Source organism: Paenibacillus phytorum, from assembly GCF_013141715.1.
Classification (GTDB): Bacteria; Bacillota; Bacilli; order Paenibacillales; family NBRC-103111; genus Paenibacillus_E; species Paenibacillus_E phytorum.
In genome coordinates this window covers 140,387-157,654 of the sequence record NZ_WHOA01000099.1, presented here as the reverse complement: position 1 = coordinate 157,654, position 17,268 = coordinate 140,387, and the positions used below count along the sequence as shown (strand labels likewise).

General features: G+C 43.6%; 18 protein-coding genes and 1 riboswitch. Of the genes, 14 read left to right on the top strand and 4 right to left on the bottom strand.

Features of this window, described 5'->3' with window-relative positions:
- Positions 1-67: 67 nt before the first annotated feature.
- From GC098_RS15790 to GC098_RS15770, 5 genes are all read left to right on the top strand, one after another.
- Positions 68-1,258, top strand: a complete 1,191-nt coding sequence (locus tag GC098_RS15790) for an alanyl-tRNA editing protein (protein ID WP_171644085.1) — start codon at positions 68-70, stop codon at positions 1,256-1,258.
- Positions 1,259-1,428: 170 nt separating this feature from the next.
- Positions 1,429-1,509: riboswitch (cyclic di-GMP riboswitch) on the top strand.
- Between the two features lie 123 nt (positions 1,510-1,632).
- Positions 1,633-1,716 carry a putative holin-like toxin gene (locus GC098_RS41605; RefSeq protein ID WP_367618672.1) on the top strand — a complete coding sequence of 28 codons (84 nt, stop codon included), beginning with the start codon at positions 1,633-1,635 and terminating at the stop codon, positions 1,714-1,716.
- A gap of 245 nt (positions 1,717-1,961) precedes the next feature.
- A complete protein-coding gene (locus GC098_RS15780) occupies positions 1,962-2,924 on the top strand; it encodes a S8 family peptidase (RefSeq protein ID WP_171644084.1) in 963 nt (320 codons plus the stop codon).
- A 95-nt stretch (positions 2,925-3,019) separates the two neighbouring features.
- Complete coding sequence (locus tag GC098_RS15775) at positions 3,020-3,184, top strand: YozQ family protein (RefSeq protein ID WP_171644083.1); 165 nt, start codon at positions 3,020-3,022, stop codon at positions 3,182-3,184.
- Between the two features lie 90 nt (positions 3,185-3,274).
- On the top strand, positions 3,275-3,961 hold the full coding sequence (locus GC098_RS15770) for a DUF7002 family protein (protein ID WP_171644082.1): 687 nt from the start codon (positions 3,275-3,277) through the stop codon (positions 3,959-3,961).
- A gap of 22 nt (positions 3,962-3,983) precedes the next feature.
- Here GC098_RS15770 and GC098_RS15765 read toward each other — a convergent pair whose 3' ends face one another.
- Complete coding sequence (locus GC098_RS15765; RefSeq protein ID WP_171644081.1) at positions 3,984-4,550, bottom strand: CGNR zinc finger domain-containing protein; 567 nt, start codon at positions 4,548-4,550, stop codon at positions 3,984-3,986.
- A gap of 156 nt (positions 4,551-4,706) precedes the next feature.
- Here GC098_RS15765 and GC098_RS15760 point away from each other — a divergent pair, with 156 nt between their 5' ends.
- Positions 4,707-5,204: a DinB family protein gene (locus tag GC098_RS15760; protein ID WP_171644080.1), complete on the top strand. Its 498-nt coding sequence runs from the start codon at positions 4,707-4,709 to the stop codon at positions 5,202-5,204.
- A gap of 131 nt (positions 5,205-5,335) precedes the next feature.
- Here GC098_RS15760 and GC098_RS15755 read toward each other — a convergent pair whose 3' ends face one another.
- A complete protein-coding gene (locus tag GC098_RS15755) occupies positions 5,336-6,592 on the bottom strand; it encodes an ATP-binding protein (protein ID WP_171644079.1) in 1,257 nt (418 codons plus the stop codon).
- Between the two features lie 225 nt (positions 6,593-6,817).
- Between GC098_RS15755 and GC098_RS15750 the strand changes: the two genes are divergently transcribed.
- The 4 genes from GC098_RS15750 to GC098_RS41600 are packed head-to-tail and all read left to right on the top strand — an operon-like array spanning position 6,818 to position 11,061.
- Positions 6,818-8,530 carry a spore germination protein gene (locus tag GC098_RS15750; protein ID WP_376773886.1) on the top strand — a complete coding sequence of 571 codons (1,713 nt, stop codon included), beginning with the start codon at positions 6,818-6,820 and terminating at the stop codon, positions 8,528-8,530.
- Entirely contained in the window at positions 8,478-9,599 is a 1,122-nt protein-coding gene (locus tag GC098_RS15745; RefSeq protein ID WP_171644078.1) for a GerAB/ArcD/ProY family transporter, read from the top strand. Before GC098_RS15750 ends, GC098_RS15745 begins: the two co-directional genes overlap by 53 nt.
- Positions 9,571-10,794 carry a Ger(x)C family spore germination protein gene (locus tag GC098_RS15740; protein WP_312880149.1) on the top strand — a complete coding sequence of 408 codons (1,224 nt, stop codon included), beginning with the start codon at positions 9,571-9,573 and terminating at the stop codon, positions 10,792-10,794. The genes GC098_RS15745 and GC098_RS15740 overlap by 29 nt, the downstream gene beginning before the upstream one ends.
- Before the next feature lie 24 nt (positions 10,795-10,818).
- On the top strand, positions 10,819-11,061 hold the full coding sequence (locus GC098_RS41600; protein WP_376773885.1) for a CLC_0170 family protein: 243 nt from the start codon (positions 10,819-10,821) through the stop codon (positions 11,059-11,061).
- 93 nt (positions 11,062-11,154) lie between these two features.
- Here GC098_RS41600 and fabF read toward each other — a convergent pair whose 3' ends face one another.
- Positions 11,155-12,390 (bottom strand): beta-ketoacyl-ACP synthase II, encoded by a 1,236-nt coding sequence (fabF, locus tag GC098_RS15735; protein ID WP_171644077.1) that lies wholly within the window; start codon positions 12,388-12,390, stop codon positions 11,155-11,157.
- A 118-nt stretch (positions 12,391-12,508) separates the two neighbouring features.
- Here fabF and GC098_RS15730 point away from each other — a divergent pair, with 118 nt between their 5' ends.
- From GC098_RS15730 to GC098_RS15715, 4 genes are all read left to right on the top strand, one after another.
- Positions 12,509-13,363 carry a helix-turn-helix transcriptional regulator gene (locus GC098_RS15730; protein ID WP_171644076.1) on the top strand — a complete coding sequence of 285 codons (855 nt, stop codon included), beginning with the start codon at positions 12,509-12,511 and terminating at the stop codon, positions 13,361-13,363.
- A gap of 316 nt (positions 13,364-13,679) precedes the next feature.
- Entirely contained in the window at positions 13,680-14,735 is a 1,056-nt protein-coding gene (desA, locus tag GC098_RS15725; RefSeq protein WP_171644075.1) for a Delta(5) desaturase DesA, read from the top strand.
- A 77-nt stretch (positions 14,736-14,812) separates the two neighbouring features.
- A complete protein-coding gene (locus GC098_RS15720) occupies positions 14,813-15,949 on the top strand; it encodes a sensor histidine kinase (RefSeq protein WP_171644074.1) in 1,137 nt (378 codons plus the stop codon).
- Positions 15,946-16,545 carry a response regulator transcription factor gene (locus tag GC098_RS15715; protein WP_029197103.1) on the top strand — a complete coding sequence of 200 codons (600 nt, stop codon included), beginning with the start codon at positions 15,946-15,948 and terminating at the stop codon, positions 16,543-16,545. The genes GC098_RS15720 and GC098_RS15715 overlap by 4 nt, the downstream gene beginning before the upstream one ends.
- An 81-nt stretch (positions 16,546-16,626) precedes the next feature.
- Here GC098_RS15715 and GC098_RS15710 read toward each other — a convergent pair whose 3' ends face one another.
- Positions 16,627-17,169: an NADPH-dependent FMN reductase gene (locus GC098_RS15710; protein WP_171644073.1), complete on the bottom strand. Its 543-nt coding sequence runs from the start codon at positions 17,167-17,169 to the stop codon at positions 16,627-16,629.
- Positions 17,170-17,268: the final 99 nt, after the last annotated feature.

The window sequence follows — 17,268 nt, the reverse complement described above, 5'->3', positions numbered from 1 at the left end:
TCGAATAGAGGAATATAAAGATACGCTGCGCGAAAAGCCGGTGCTAGCAAGCAGAAAGGAAATCATCATGTCCATAAAACTATATTACAATTCCGCTAACGTAACCGAATGGCAAACAGACATACACCAAACTCTTGAAAGAGAAGATGGGTATTATGTCATCCTGAAGGAGACGGCTTTCTACCCACATGGGGGCGGACAGCCCTGCGATTTTGGGCATATTAACGGAATTCCTGTGCTTGATGTGATCAATGAAGAAGATGAAGTGCTGCACAAGCTGGCACGACTGCCGGATGAGAGCAAGGTGACTTGCCAGATCGATTGGAATAGAAGATTTGACCATATGCAGCAGCATAGTGGGCAGCATCTGCTCTCTGCGGTTTGCCGCGATCTCTATCAGGCCATGACGGTAAGCTTTCATCTGGGTAACGATTATGCCACCATCGACGTGGAGCAGCCAGAACTGACATTGAACCAGCTTGCTGCTATTGAGAACGAAGTAAACCGGCAAATTTACCTGAACAACAGTATTGTTAGTTATTTTATTACCGAAGAAGAATTAGCTCATCTGCAGCTAGTTAAACAGCCCAAAGTGACGGATCATATTCGAATTGTCGAGATAAAAGGTGTTGAATACAACGCTTGCGGTGGGACACATGTCTCATCAACGGGCGAAATTGGCATGATTAAGCTACTGAAAGCAGAAAAACAAAAGGGAAACATTCGGATTTACTTCTTGTGCGGGTACCGCGCCTTGAAGGAATTTAATGAAAACCAGCGGATTTTGGGTGTCTTGTCCTCCAAATTCAACACCGGTAAAGACGAGATTATCGACCGGATTGAGAAGTGGGAAAATGAACAGAAGCAGCTGCAAGCTGAACTGGTTGCTCTCAAAGAGAGAAACAATGCTTATGTTACGCGGGAGCTATTATCAAGCAGCGATGACAAACTGATAACAAGTGTTTTTGATGACAAGACGCTTAAAGATTTGCAAAGTCTGGCGGTGAAGCTAGCTTCAGAAAGTGATACTCCAGTATTACTTGCTACTTCTGCGGAAAACAAAGTTATTCTTGCTAACAACAGTAGTTCTCCACTTTCTTGCGGAGCCTTCTTCAAAGAATATGTAGGAAAATACAATGGGAAAGGCGGAGGTAGCGATATCATCGCGCAGGCGGGATTCCAGACCTGGGAGGAAGCCTTTGCTTTCTTTGAGTTCACAAGACAGCAAGTTAATGAGAACTTAAGGGCGGAGATATAGCATACATTGCTTTCGAACTAGTCGAATGACGATTTTCTATGATCCGGTGTATTTCTTGATTAAGTTCGACAAATTAGTTGTATGCACTTACAATCCATAATGTGTCTAACTCCCTATATTCTTATATAATAATTAGGCATATAATAGATTTACAGTATATAGAAGTCTACCCACGATAATGGCAAAACCGTTTAAAGGCGGTGACGCAAAGCTAGAGGGGCTAAGGGAAACTATGCCAGCCAGCTATTAAATGAGGGTAGGCTTTTTCTGTCCAAAATGACTCTTTATTGATTATTGACACTTTTGTTAGATACTAGGCCACCCGGATCTCCCTTTCGTAAGGAAGGAGGAGGGTAAAGGTGAAACCAGATGAAATGATAAAGTTGATTCTACAATTTGGGAGTTTCCTCTTGGCATTGTTAACTTTTATAGCCTTAATTATTGTTAGAATACACTAAAAAACCTACCCCTTCGCCGCTAAACGATCAGGTAGGTGTGTATGAACCATTAGCCCCAGGAGGTCCCAAAAGCCAATGTATCTAAAAAACAGGAGTGTTGGTAGCACTCTTGTTTTTTTTAACAAAATACAACGATAAGTTAAAAATGTTCCCCCAAATAATAGCATAGAGATAACCCGTCGATCAACATCAAATTTGAATGAATCAAGCATTATTATTTTAATCCTAATTAGGAGGGAATAAAAATGGAGCGACAAGTTCATGTGATTCCGTTTCGAGTTCTTGAGAAGATTGAACAGGTCAATGAAATTCCAACTGGAGTGGAAATGATTCAGGCCCCCAAAATCTGGGATCAAACGAAAGGGAAGGGGATAACAGTTGCCATACTGGATACCGGCTGTGATATCACTCACCCTGATCTAAAAGAACGTATCGTCGGTGGCATTAATTTTACGAATGATGATGGCGGCAAGACGGATGCGTACATGGATTACAATGGTCATGGAACACATGTTGCCGGGACAATCGCTGCGACCAAAAACAATAATGGTGTTGTCGGTGTAGCTCCTGAGGCTAATCTGCTTATTATTAAAGTTCTGGATAAACATGGTTCTGGTCAATATGATTGGATAATTAATGGCATTAACTATGCGGTCGAACAAAAAGCGGATATCATCTCCATGTCCCTTGGCGGTCCAGAAAATCTGCCTGCATTACACGAAGCCATTCAAAAAGCCGTAGCCGCTAACATTTTGGTGATTTGTGCGGCAGGTAATGAAGGCGATGGTGTTGATTCGACAGATGAGTTTGACTATCCAGGTTGTTATAACGAAGTCATTAGTGTAGGTGCGATTGACTTAGAGAGACACTCTTCCAATTTTTCGAATTCGAACAATGAAGTCGATCTAGTGGGCCCTGGAGAGAAAATTTTATCAACCTATTTAAACGGAACCTATGCGACATTAAGCGGAACTTCTATGGCAACACCACATGTCGCCGGAGCAATGGCGTTAATAAAAGTACTTGTGAATGCAAGCTTCGAGCGAAATCTCACAGAGCGTGAGCTGTATGCTCAATTAATAAAAAGAACCGTACCCTTAGGGAATTCTCCAAAACTTGAAGGAAATGGGCTTGTCTATTTAAATGTAATGGACGAGCTATCCGAAGTATTTAATCCCAAATTCGTCGCTAAATTACTGAGCCTATGATGAATAGCCTAGAATTATTGACAGCAGAACTTGAATAGATTCAGCCTGAAAGTACAAACTATATTGGATATAGCAGGCAAATGGAGGTGAGTGCGGTGAAAAATGAGAAGGAATCTCGTGACAAACAATTAGAAGGCAGTTCACTTACGCATGAACAACTATCGGATGTGTATGCAGCTGGAACGAGTGACGGTATACACCAGCTTGCAGAGGGGAAGGTCAAAATAACGGACGAGCCTTTTGATTCCGGGCAAAAATAACAAGAAGCCTTAACCGCTTGCCGGTTAAGGCTTTTTAAAATGAAAAAAAGTAGGGGCGAACAACATGGTGAATGTTAGAGGAGCAAAACGATGAGTGATGATGTTGTAAGTACAATAACAAAATCAAAAAGCAGAAAGCACTTATTCCATTTTACAAGAGTAAGGAATTTACCGGCTATTGCTCATCTCGACCAGCTATTGTCCAGTAATCAAATAAATCCCATCTCCACAGGTGACCGCCGATTAAAGCCTGAGAAAGTGAGTTATCATGAATATTCGATCACCCTAAATGCTCATCTGAGGATAGCTAACAGCATGATTGATGCGGCAATCACACAGGAACAATTTCGGGCTTGTTTGGATAGGCATGTGTTTTTTTGGCCCACCTTAAGGGACTGTATGAACATGATGGACACCTATGCACGAAGAGAACCGGATGAAGAGTTTGCTGTTTTGGAATTTGACGCGTACGCTTTGCTATCCGAGCATTATTCAACAGTGAAGCTATCTAAATACGATTCAGGGAGCTCGCCGCGATTTCCAACTCGTTGTTCCTACAAGAAAAGCTTGGATATGTTTTTACCTTTAGATGAATTCAAGATCGTATTGAATAACTTAGTGCCAACAAAGGCATCCGAAATACGAGAGATATTAATTGAAGGCCAAGTTACTAGTGTATCTAAGTATTTGCAATCCGTTTACGTCAATAAAAGTGAAGATGTACCTGAGAGCTGGAGGAGTTTGACGCAGCCTCAGACAGATTTAAGTGCAAGATGATACCTCAAAAAAGCAGAAGTCGTTAGTGCTCATGCTTGGGCAAGTTGGCAGCTGCTTTTTGTCGTGCGCGGAATCGACGTACTTTCATTAAATTACCGCACAGCTTATCGTCACAGTATCTTTTGGAGCGGTTGCGAGTATCGTCGTAATAAACCCATAAGCAGTTCGGATTATCGCAGATGCGTATCCGAGATGGTTCACCCTCAGCGATCAATTGTGCCAAAGATGCTGCAATCTCGGCCTGAGTATGGGACCACTGATGACCGATTGCGTACAAATTTAATTGATAACGTTCACTGTTTCTTGCAAGTTGACGAATAACAGCCCCGTCAGCCATGACTTTGTTGAGGGCTTCTATATCTTCCTCACTAGGCGAGGAATTGGCTGCGAAATCTGTCACTAACCGATGTAGAAGTGTTCTTAACTGCTTCAGGGCAATGAATTCTTTAGGGGAAGGACGATGATCAACGGAAAGTTGGTGTTTCTCAACCCACTGATCCAACCATTCCGGTTGATCTAGGCGATCATCGATGGCTCCGTCTCCTCGCCAATCATGATGTAAGCTATTCAGGAAATCGTCCCAAAGCATAGATGGTAACCCCGTTCTTTTTTTAAAACATTGTAACATCTTAAACTCGATTTTGCTAGTTACTTGACCTCCATAATATTCCATGGTACATTACAATTGTAACGCATTAATCGAATTTAGGTAGTTACAAAAAGTGTGATCTAAGGAGGATATGAAATGAATAAAGTCGAGTTGTTGCTTCACGGATGGGATAGTTGCTATGAGAAGGAAGACTGGTATCCACCACTAATTGATGCGCTTAAAGAGTTAACTGCAGAGCAAGCCAATTGGCGGCCTGAGGGCGAACATGTCAACACGATCTGGGAAAATGTCCATCATCTGATTTTTTATAAAGAACGATTATTGAAAAGAATGACGGGTGAAGAATCCGATTATCCTGAGGAACTAACCAATGACGATACTTTTGCCGTGCTGTCAATGTCGACTAAGGATTGGCAAGAAACCTTGGATCGTTTGCAATCCGTTCATCAGGGAATTCGTGATCGGATCGCAAGCTGGCAAGAGGAAGAATTCGAGCACATTTTCCCGAATCGAACTCTACCTGTTGGCCGGTGGGTGAATAGCCTGATCATGCATGACGCTTATCACACGGGTCAGATCATGTTCATTCGCAAACTGCAGGGGTCTTGGCCATCTCGCCGTTCTTTTGATTAGAGGGATACGAATATCTCTAAAGTTGGGAAATTGATTAAGTAGAGGAAGCCATATTGTGGAATGAAAAAAAGACACCCCAGGTGTCTTTTTTATTATTTATCTCGAACTTTTAAAACGAATAAAAAGAATAGTCAGTTGGTTAAAGGTAAAGAGATAATGAATTCTGTTCCTTTTCCTAATGTACTTCGAACATTGACAGCACCGTTCATCGAACGGATTAATTGATACGAAAATGTTAGGCCTACTCCTGTCCCTTTGCTTTTAGTTGAAAAATAAATGGTGCCAAGCCGCTCCAGCTGTTCGCGGCTCATGCCGACCCCATTATCATGTATGGTGATCTTTGCATAGAGTTGGGGTTCGGGGGCCATACGAATGATGACTTTTCCTCTTGAGATATAAGAGCAAGCCTCAATGGCATTTTTTATAAAATTAATGAGTAGTTGTTTAATTTCATTTGGATTCGCAGAGATATAAAGTTCATGCCCCTCATTGTGTACCTCTAATGCGACGTTATTCATGTTAGCGTATGGTGTTATGACATCTATAACGGAGTTTAACTGCGGCACAAGATCCATTTGTTCATAAATTGGAATGCTAGGTTTAGCTATGGATAGATATTCGGAAAGAATGACTTCCGTCCGCTTCATCTCTTCAACACAAATATCAATATAATAGTGGGTCTTTTCTTTGGAGAGAGAATCATTACGGATTAATTTCAAGAATCCCATTACGGCTGTAAGTGGATTACGCACTTCATGGGCAAGGGAGGCGGCGACGTGAGCGATGGTTTCAACTTTTTCGTTTTGAAGATATTTCTGGAATAGCTGCTTATCTGAAACAGCCTTATTGAAAAGGGAAATCAATAACCAAATACCCAGGGAATTTTGTACGGGCATAACTAGGATATTAAACGTCAAGTTCTCGACTATATACTTGCGTTCAGTTACAAGCATTACACAAATAGGTATAAAGGAAAAGCTTAACCCAGCTATGAAAGTTATTAGGTTACGGTACTCGGAGCGTCGGCGATATAAGATGGCTAACAGGATAGATAGGTTGAATGTAATCACAAGAATAATCATCGCTGAGAACAGTCCTTGTCCGCCAATTAGTACTCGGTACAATACAAACTCAACAAGCAATAGAAGTCCAGTAGTCATGCCGCCGTACACCATTCCGAAAAACATGATCACGTAACGGATGTCAAAAATGATTCCGTTATGCACGCTAGAATGAAAGGTCATGGACATAAATAGGCAAATCATAGACGTAAAATTGATAAACCGTTTTGAATAGTTTGCGGTTTTATCACGGTAGTAGATGTTATATAGAACAAAGGGAGTTAGGGCGAATAGTAACTGCAGCAATACATCTTTTATATAAAGCATAATGGCCCCCTCGCCAGTTCGGAAATAATTTACCATACAGTTATTCGATATATAAGTGGAAACTTCCTCTTTGGGATTACGGTAGAAAAGGCTCTTCAGGATAGATTACCTATTCTCATGTATATTATTGGGAAAATGGATAAAAATACGGAGAAGGAAATGAAAGGGAATCAGGAAGAATAGAACATCTTGGGACTGTTTTCAGGAGGCGGTGTTAGCGTGGCTATGTGGCAATGGTATAAACGTAGGGCTATAAAAGTATCTCAAAGCCAGCAACCTCGCATGATTCCGCCAAAAGAGCCGCCTGCCCATCAGGTTTTGGAAGAGAATGAAGAAGGGAAAATCACTCCAATTCTCGAGGAGACGATTTCATACGTTGATAAGATACTTGGTGAAAATGACGATTTTGTTATGCACCAGTTTCGTATATTTGATCAGTACCCGGCTGTGCTCATGTATTTCTCAGACTTAATTGAGAAGCAGTATTTGAATGAGCATATTTTAAAACCATTGATGTTCTCGGTGACTAACAAGCAGGGGAAAGCGAAAAACAGCCGCCCCTTAAAGGATGTATTATTTGCAGATACGCTGTATGCCTGTGAAGGGAGATCGGAAAGACACTTAGCTGAGTTGATCCAAGCCGTTGTACAAGGTGAAACGGTTCTCGTAGTGGAAGGGTTGGAGGAAGCGCTGCTATTCAGTACACGAAATGTGGACAAGCGCTCGATCACGCAACCTGAAACGGAGCAGGTCATCCGCGGAGCACGAGAAGGATTCATCGAAATGTTGGGTACTAACCTTTCGCTGCTTCGCTATCGCCTTCCGACACCGGATCTACGGGTAAAATCGATTCGGATAGGGCGTGTAACCAAATCTAAAGTGGCTGTCTGTTACTTGGATGGGATTGTTAATCCCCAACTTGTTGAAGAGGTTTTCAGACGATTAGCGTTGATCGACATAGATGGCATTCTTGATGTTGGATACTTGGAACAGTTCATTGAAGATAACCATCTATCCCCGTTCCCGCAGATTCAAAATACGGAACGCCCGGATAAAGCTGTTGCCAATCTACTGGAGGGCAGGGTTATTCTGCTGGTCGACGGTTCCCCCTTTGCCCTCATATTGCCAACTGTGTTCAGTCAGTTTTACCAAACGGTTGAAGATTACTCGGAACGATTTCTACTGGTCAGCTTTATTCGGTTAGCGCGACTCGTAGCTCTTGTTTTCTCTTTGATATTCCCATCGTTATATGTAGCCTTGATTTCTTTTAATCCGGAGCTCATCCCGACAGAGTTTGCCGTGGCCGTTGCGGGAGGGAGAGCCGGAGTGCCTTTTCCATCTCTTATTGAAGTTCTGATTATGGAGATTTCCATGGAGGTGCTGAGGGAAGCGACTCTGCGTCTGCCGCAGCAGGTTGGGGGAGCGCTATCCATTGTTGGTGTGCTAGTCGTCGGACAGGCCGCGGTTGCTGCTGGATTCATCAGTCCGATTACGGTCGTCATCATCGCCTTAACAACGATCGGTTCTTTTGCCACACCGGCGTACAACGCGGCGCTGGCGTTAAGGATGCTGCGCTTTCCGCTTGTGATTTTGGCTGGTATGTTTGGCTTGTACGGCGTGATGATCGGGCTTATCCTGATCGCCAACCATATGCTCTCATTAAAATCGTTCGGGGTGCCTTACTTGAGTCCGATTGTACCAGGGAATTTCCAAGGGATGAAGGATACATTGGCCCGGCTGCCACTCTGGTCCATGCCAAAGAGACCGGCACTCTTGCATACGCCGAATGATAGCCGTCTGGGTATGAAAACGAAGGAATTGAAGCATCCACCAAGCAATACCTTAGATCCATTGAAAGTAGGGAATACAAGGAGGGACATAGAAGATGGAGTATCCTCGTCAAGTAACAATGATTCAAGCAGCGATAATTCTAATTAGCACGATTATTGGTGTTGGTGTATTAGCACTCTCGCTTTTTGCTGTTAGAGCTGCCGATTCGGGGGCGCCGCTCGTAACCTTAATAGGTATCATAATCGGCTCCTTTGGGCTTTGGCTAGTTACCGTACTCGGCATGCGCTTTCCAACTCAAACGATTATTGAATACAGTGAAGTTTTGATCGGTAAATGGACGGCTCGGGTATTCAGCGTCTTAATCATCGTTTTCTTTTCCCTAATCACAGCACTCGCTTCGCGCGAATTCGGTGAAGTTGTAGTGACTTCCGTATTAACGAAAACGCCGCTGGAAGTGACTGTTATTGTGATGCTGTTGTTAGCTGCGGTTTCCTCGCGTGCTGATATGACAACCTTTACCTATTTCCATCATTTTTATTTCCCACTTATTGTATTCCCGCTTGTATTGATCGTCGTTCTATCGCTAAAAAATGCGCAAGGGGTCAATTTATTGCCAATATGGGGGAATGAACCGAGCGGCATGTCAAAAGGAATCCTTACCATGGCTGCCTTGTTTCAAGGATCTTTCGTCATGACCATCGTAATTCCTGCTATGCGTAAGCCGGATAGAGCGATGTTGGCGAGCTTAGTCGGCATGTTGATTTCGGGGGGACTCTACTTACTCATTGTAATTGCTACAGTTGGCGTATTTGGAGCAGAGGAAATTAAAAATTTAGTTTGGCCTACCTTGGAATTAGCCAAAACCACATCATTGCCGGCTAACATCCTGGAGAGGTTAGATGGCGCATTTCTTGCCGTTTGGGTCACAGCGGTATTTACAACATTGTTGTCGACCTATTACTTGGCTATTCACTTTCTAAGCCAACTGTTACATTTGCGCGATCACAAGCTTTTCTCATTTTTTCTCATTCCTTTCATCTATGTCATTGCCATGTTTCCCCAAAACCTGCTGCAGATGTATGGCATTATTCAAATTGTTGGTCGTTGGGGACTGGTTATCACAGTCTTCTATCCATTGGTTCTACTGATCGTTGCCCTCATTCGCAAGAAAAAGAAGGGGAGTCGGGGTGATCAGCGTGTGGCGAAAACGGATTAACCGTGTTCTTGTTTTTCTATTACTTTTACCAATGCTTACGGGATGCTGGGATCGTTTAGAAATCGAAGATCGAGCCGTTGTTTTAGCCATTGCCATCGATGAGGCCAAACCGCAAGAAGCGAACGAAAGCAGTAATGCAACACAAATCCTTAAAAATCCTAAGTTAAATAAAGGATTAATACGTATCACCGTACAAATTGCCGTTCCGGGACGCATTCCCTTAGGGACGGGAGGTACTGGAGGCGTTCCAGCCGGGCAGAAACCAGTCTGGGTGCTGAGTAGCGTTGGGAGTACCATCCATGATTCTTTGATGAATCTGCAGCAGCAATTGGCGGATCGCTTGTTTTTTGGTCATTTGCGTGTAATCGTAGTGTCAGAAGCGTTGGCAAGGAAAGGGATCGAAAATGAGAAAGATTTCTTCCGTCGTCAGCCTCAGGTAAGAAGAACAGTTTGGATGGTTGTGTCCAAAGGGAAAGCTTCAGATATCATGAGAGCCACTCCCCAATTGGAACGTGTTCCCACCTTATATCTAGTGGCCACTCTAGATCGTGCCAAGGAAATGGGTAAACTTCCAAATAATTTCCTAGGCGTTTTCTATAGTGCTAGTTCAGCTAAAGGACAGGAAGGGTCTCTCCCGTATCTGGATTTGAAGAAAGAATCTAACATTGAAATCGCCGGATTGGCTTATTTTAAAGGTGATAAAATGGAGGGAATCACTACGCCACTGCAAATTGGTCACTTTATGGCAATGAAGCAAATCAATCCTGGAGGATACAGCGTCATCACACAGATACCCGGTTCAGAAACAACTGTCATGTTTCAATCTACGAATCGTAAAGGGAAAATTAGTACGGAGATCATAAACGGTAAAATTCATGCCAAAGTTGTGAGTCAAATCGAAGGAGATTTACGGGAAAAATCAGATGAAAATTTGACGTTAACGAAGGAAACGATTAAAAAATTAGAGCAATCCATAGAAAAGGACGGGAAAATAGGGTTTGAAAAACTAATTCACCAGACCCAAAAGGACGGTTGCGACATTTTCGGTTTCGGGGAAGACGTGCGTGCTTTCCATCCTTCCTATTGGAATAGGGAAATTAAAACGAAGCAGAAGTGGGAAGAAATGTATCGAGATATGTCCGTTGAGGTAAGTATACGTATAAATATCCGACGAATTGGCACGAAAACCAAATAATCCGTTAAAGCTTGGTTCCATGCTATGAGTTTTACGACCGCGGCTCGGGTGAGAAGGGGTTCGAGAATGATTACCTTTAACTATTACACGGTTTTGTTGTTACTAATTTCTGGGATCCTCATTTTATGTTTCGATGTTAGAATCTATGCGAAGACGGGTATGATCAAAGAAAAAAAAGGTGCCCTTATTACAGGGTGGCTTAGTATAGCTCTCGCTTTCCTTTCATTTTGCATCTACTATATTTATGAGAAATGGTTCTGGCATTAGACTTCCTGAATCATTCATGGAATAAACCTAATCCATTTAGCTATGCTGAACGGATTAGGTTTATTTTGTATGAGAGTAGATGGTAGGGATTACTTATTCATGTTTTTTGAAAATGAGGACGGCGTTATGCCCACCAAATCCAAATGAGCTGGACAAGCCATAACGAAGATCAGCTCGTCTTGCAACAAGTGGTACATAATCGAGATCACACTCGGGATCTGGATTTTCTAGATTAATTGTCGGAGGGATGAGGCCGTCCTGTAAGGTTTTGATCAGCGCGACCGCTTCTACACCGCCAGCTGCGCCAAGCATATGGCCAATCATGGACTTGTTTGCGCTGATAGGCACGTCATACGCACCGCGACCAAGCAGCCGCTTAATGGCGAGCGTCTCGGAGAGATCGCCAGCGATCGTGCTCGTCGCGTGCGCGTTGATCGTGTCGATCTCCGCCGCGGCGATCCCGGCGTCGGCGATCGCTTCGCGCATGGCTCGGTAGGCCCCCGAGCCTTCAGGATCGGGCGCCACGATGTGGAAGGCGTCCGAGGTCGATCCATAGCCGATGAGCTCGGCATGGATCCGCGCCCCCCGACGCTCGGCATGCTCGAGCGACTCCAACACGAGTACGCCGGCGCCTTCGGCGGCGGCGAAGCCGTCCCGCTCCGCGTCGAACGGGCGGCTAGCCTGCTCCGGCGCGTCACAGCGCGTCGACAGCGACGTCGCATTGCCGAAGCCCGCCAGCGCGAGGTCGGTGACCGTCGCCTCGGCGCCACCGGCAATGACGGCGTCTGCGCCTCCGCGCTGGATAAGCTTAAAAGCTTCGCCAATGGCGTTGTTGCCCGTGGCGCAAGCGGTCACTGGAGCTAGCGAGGGGCCCTTGGCTCCGAACAGGATACTGACTTGTGCCGCCGCCATATTGGCGATCATCATGGGTACAACTGTCGGACTCACGCGGCCAGGTCCGCGGGTCAGTAAAGTACGATAATTGTCCAGAATCGTCTGAATACCGCCAATACCAGAGCCAATATAGACTCCGATACGTTCCTCATTCGTGGAATCAATGACCAATGCTGCATCATCAAGTGCCTGCTTGGCCGCGGCAACTGCAAATTGGCAGTATCGATCCATCCGGCGTACATCTCGCCGACCAACCGCTGCTTCTGCATCGAAATTCCGAACCACACCAGCGAAGTTGGTTTTATAATCCGTTACATCCATATGATCTATTAAGGTAATACCTGATTTACCATCCGTAAGATTCCCCCAGAACGTATCCACCTGATTCCCAATGGGTGTAATGACGCCCATTCCTGTCACAACTACACGCTTCATTTGTTATTCCTCCTAATGTTTATCCTTCCATTAGATTGTCACACTCTTTATCCTATTACAAGTTACGGTTTATACTGGTATAATAGCTTCTATGATAAATGCGTAGGAGGATTATGGCGTGGATACAAAGGAACGGTTACAGGCACTATCAGAGTTTTTAACTACTCATCGTGCTAGAATCCAACCCAGTGAAGCTGGGGTGCTGGGCGGGAGTCGTAGACGAACACCTGGCTTACGCAGAGAAGAAGTGGCGTCAATTGCAGGTGTCAGTACGACTTGGTATACCTGGTTAGAGCAGGGAAGAGATATCAAGATGTCCGTGCAAGTACTTGACCGTATCGCATTAGCTTTGCAGCTTAATGAGGATGAGCGCCAGTATCTCTTCATGCTGGCTCTCGAGCAGCCGGCACCGACTACATTTGTAGATCATATTCCTACGGTCAGCCCAGCGTTAAGTAGAATCCTAACAGAGCTTCACGATTGCCCCACGATAATTTCAGATCGTAGATGTAATATTGTTGGATGGAATCAAGCAGCCGCGGCTATATTCCTAGATTTTGCGATTATCCCTGTAGAGCAAAGAAATATGATATGGCTGCTTTTTACACGTAAAGAATTGAAGGCTCTGGCTGTAAACTGGCATGATTTTGTAAAGGGATTCTTGGCGATGTTTCGATCTTATTATGGGCAATATGTGGGAGATAACTGGTACAGTGAGTTTATCGAGCAGATCAGTGAGCAGAGCCAGGATTTTAGAGCTTTTTGGAACCAAAGTGATGTGAGTTCAGCTCCCGAAGTGTTCATTGAATTCAGGCATGCCAAAGTGGGAAAGTTGCTGTTCGATTTGACCACGCTTCAAGTACAAGGGCGTACCGATTTAAGATGCAGTGTGTATACACCTTCTCCTGGTTCGGATACCGATTCGAAAGTCAGGCTTTTGATGAGCAAATTAGAAGATCAGGACCATGACTAATGCGTTATAACAATTTGCAAGGAGTCTGAAACAAGAACCGCTCGCATTGAGTAAGCAGTAGAGAAGATATCCGTAGGACTGCGTCTAAAGGGATGATGATGTTGTACATCAATTCCATGTGAAAAAGTGCTGCTATTTCGTTATTTACGAAGTAGCGGCACTTTTTTTTGATAATAGGACATGACATTTGTCATACCCGCTACTTGACGTTTATGACTACAACGAAATGAAAGCGATATCTATAATGAAGATAGGATATTGCGACTTACGTTCGACAACATGACTCGCTTACCATACCCGAGGAGGAACAATAACGATGACCCAATCTACGCTATCCAATTTAAAAAAACAGGTTGCCCCCTATGAAAAATCAAATACGAAGGCGAGTGTTAAACAGCTGCTCAACACTATAGGACCTTTATTGCTGCTGTGGTATGCTGCGTATCTAAGCCTGTCGGTATCATATTGGATAACATTGCCGATTACGTTCATTGCTTCCGGGTTTGTTATACGGACATTTATCATTTTCCATGATTGCTGTCACCAATCGTTCTTCAAAAGCCGCCGAGCAAACGAAATCATCGGTACGATAACGGGTATTCTTACGCTCTTTCCGTATCAACAATGGAAGAACAGTCATTCCATTCATCATGCAACGAGCAGTAACCTTGAGAAACGCGGCACAGGTGATATGTGGGTTCTTACGGTCGACGAATATGCGGCTTCTTCCTTATTACGCCGAATTGCTTATCGATTATATCGGAATCCATTTATTATGTTTGGACTTGGCCCTATCTTTTTATTCCTATTTACTAACCGTTTTAATACAAAAGGTGCAAAACGTAAAGAAAGAATCAGTACTTACTTGACTAATGTTTCCATCATCGGTTTATATGCATTTATGTGCTCAGCAATTGGATGGCAAGCGTTTGTTATGATTCAAGCTCCGCTCGTTTTCGTAGCCGGCTTGCTAGGTATTTGGCTGTTCTATGTACAGCATCAGTTTGAGGACTCCTACTTTGAGAACGAAGATGAGTGGAGTTATGTGAAAGCCGCGGTAGATGGAAGCTCTTATTACAAGCTGCCCAAGCTTTTGCAATGGATAACCGGAAATATTGGGTTTCATCATGTGCATCATTTGAGTCCGAAAGTGCCAAATTATAACTTGGAGAAGGCTCATAACGCAACTCCACCGCTTCAAAAAGCAACGACGATTACAATTAGCACGAGTCTGCAATCGTTACGTTTTCGTCTTTGGGACGAGCAGAACAAAACGTTTGTCGGTTATAAAAATAAAAAACAGGTGCTCCCTAACCAAGATAAGCAAGATTCTTTGGGGAACAACTTAAAAGTCCGTAAATCGGTCATATAGGAAAATAATCCTGTCCATTCATGATTATGTTAAAATAGAATGAAATCAATGGCGAAGAAAAAGAGGGTAAAGGGACCATGCAAAAGTGGCATCAAATTTTTCACAAAAAAACAGGTCTTAGTCCGTATGTATGGGTTGTCTTTTACATCCTCCCTTTTTACTTCATATTTCGTTCTTCTGCTACTTACCAAATTGTATTAGGCACCAGTATGATTATTGTATTCTTTATCTGCTACGTGCTTTCTTTTGTCTCTAAAGGCTGGCTCATGTACTTCTGGTCAAGTGTACAAATACTGATTTCAATTACGATGACCTTATTGTTTAGCTATGTATATTTCTCGCTGTTTTTAGCCTTTTTTATTGGCAATATTCAAAATCGAGCCGGATTTATTACGTTGTACACCATTCATCTAGTAAGCACAATTGTCACGATTAACTATGGATTTGTATCCCAAAACCCTGTATATATTACGCAGCTGCCGTTTGTCATTATTAACGTGATTGGCGTAATTCTCCTTCCAGTCACAACGTACAACCGAAACAGGAGTGATAAATTGCAGGGTCAGCTAGAGGATGCAAATAAGCGAATTTCCGAGCTGGTAAAGTTGGAAGAACGCCAAAGAATCGCTCGCGACTTACATGATACACTTGGTCAAAAGCTCTCATTAATTGGCTTAAAGAGTGATTTGGCGGGGAAATTAATTAGCAAAAACCCGACGCAAGCACAAATTGAAATCAATGATGTTCGGCAGACGGCTAGAAGTGCATTGAAGGAAGTTCGAGAGATGGTTACATCAATGCGAGGTACTAGACTCGAGGATGAGATGTTTCGCGTTAAGCAGATTTTGAAGGCTGCTGAGATCGACCTCATTTTGGAAGGGGACCCTCAGTTAACGAACACCTCCCTGATGAACGAGAATGTGGTGAGTATGTGCTTAAAAGAAGCCATTACCAATATTATTAAACATAGCAGCGCTTCTACCTGTTCGATCGCCATTGAGCCGACACAAACTGATTTGGTTATCAAAGTGGGGGACAATGGGGTCGGCATGGGCAAGGAATCTGTAGCTTTACTTGGAAATGGACTGCGAGGCATGAAAGAGCGGCTTGAGTTTGTGAACGGATGCATGGAAATTGTTTCAAACCATGGAACGACGATCGTTATTAAAGTGCCGAATGCCTTCAAACCACCGGAAAGGGAGGCGGGGATATGATTCGAATTGTAATTGCCGAGGACCAACGAATGCTGCTTGGCGCACTTGCTTCTTTGCTGGATTTGGAAGAAGATATGCAGGTCGTTGGTACAGCAAGCAATGGCGAGGATGCCGTGCGATTGGTTCATCTTCATAAGCCAGATATTTGTATCATGGATATTGAGATGCCAGTGAAGAGCGGATTAGACGCGGCTGAGGAACTTAAGGGGTTTGGCTGCAAGGTGATGATACTGACTACGTTTGCCCGTTCCGGATATTTTGAAAGGGCTGTGAAGGCAGGTGCCAACGGGTATTTGTTGAAAGATAGCCCCAGTGAGGAACTCGCTACTTCGATTCGCAGTATCATGGCCGGCCGGCGCATCTATGCCTCAGAGTTAGTAGATGACGCATATGGGGAAGAAAATCCTTTGACCGAGCGGGAGAAGGAAGTGCTGATCCTTATCGCCGACGGTAAAAATACGAAGGAAATCGCCGATCAAATGTATATAACAACGGGAACCGTCCGCAACTACATTTCTGTAATTCTTGATAAACTCAATGTAAGCAATCGTATTGAGGCTATTATGCGTTTTAAAGAAAAGGGATGGTTCAAGTGACCAAAGAGAGCTTCGAGAAATCGGAGCTCTTTTTATTTTCATGAAAACAAAATATAAATTATAGTGAAGGTCAAATCTTAATTATGAACAAGCCTCTACAAGACTTTCAAGCAGGGAACTTAATCCTTTCTCGGTTATAGCATCAGTAATGACGCCTTCTTTATTAAGTTTTAAGTTAATGTGGGGGATCATCATGGTTCCTCCCTCAACAATTGTGGCATTGATCATGTTCAGCGTTAGCAGAATGGAATCATGCGCCTTGTCACCGCCCATAGGAGTGGGAGACGCGGTGACTACCGCTGTCGGTTTATTCATAAACTGACCTGAAGATACTAACCAGTCTAGTGCATTTTTCAAAACCCCAGGTACTCCGTTCCCATACTCTGGTGTGCATATTAGAACGGCATCCGCTTCGTTAAGTCGTGTGCGCAGATCTAGTACTGATTCTGGTCCGTCATCGACATCAAGATCAGGGTTAAAATGTGGTAGATCACCTAAACCGTTATATACACTAAAGATCATATTTTCTCTGGCTAGTCCTATTATAGCGTGCATAAGGGCAGTATTAGATGACTTTTCGCGAAGACTTCCCGAAATAGCTAATACTTTTATTGTTTTCTCCATGCGAAATCATCTCATTTCCTAAGTTATTTCCTTTATATTACATTGTACGATAGTCAAAAGTAAAACAACTCAAAACATAAAAAGAGCAGATGCTGCGGC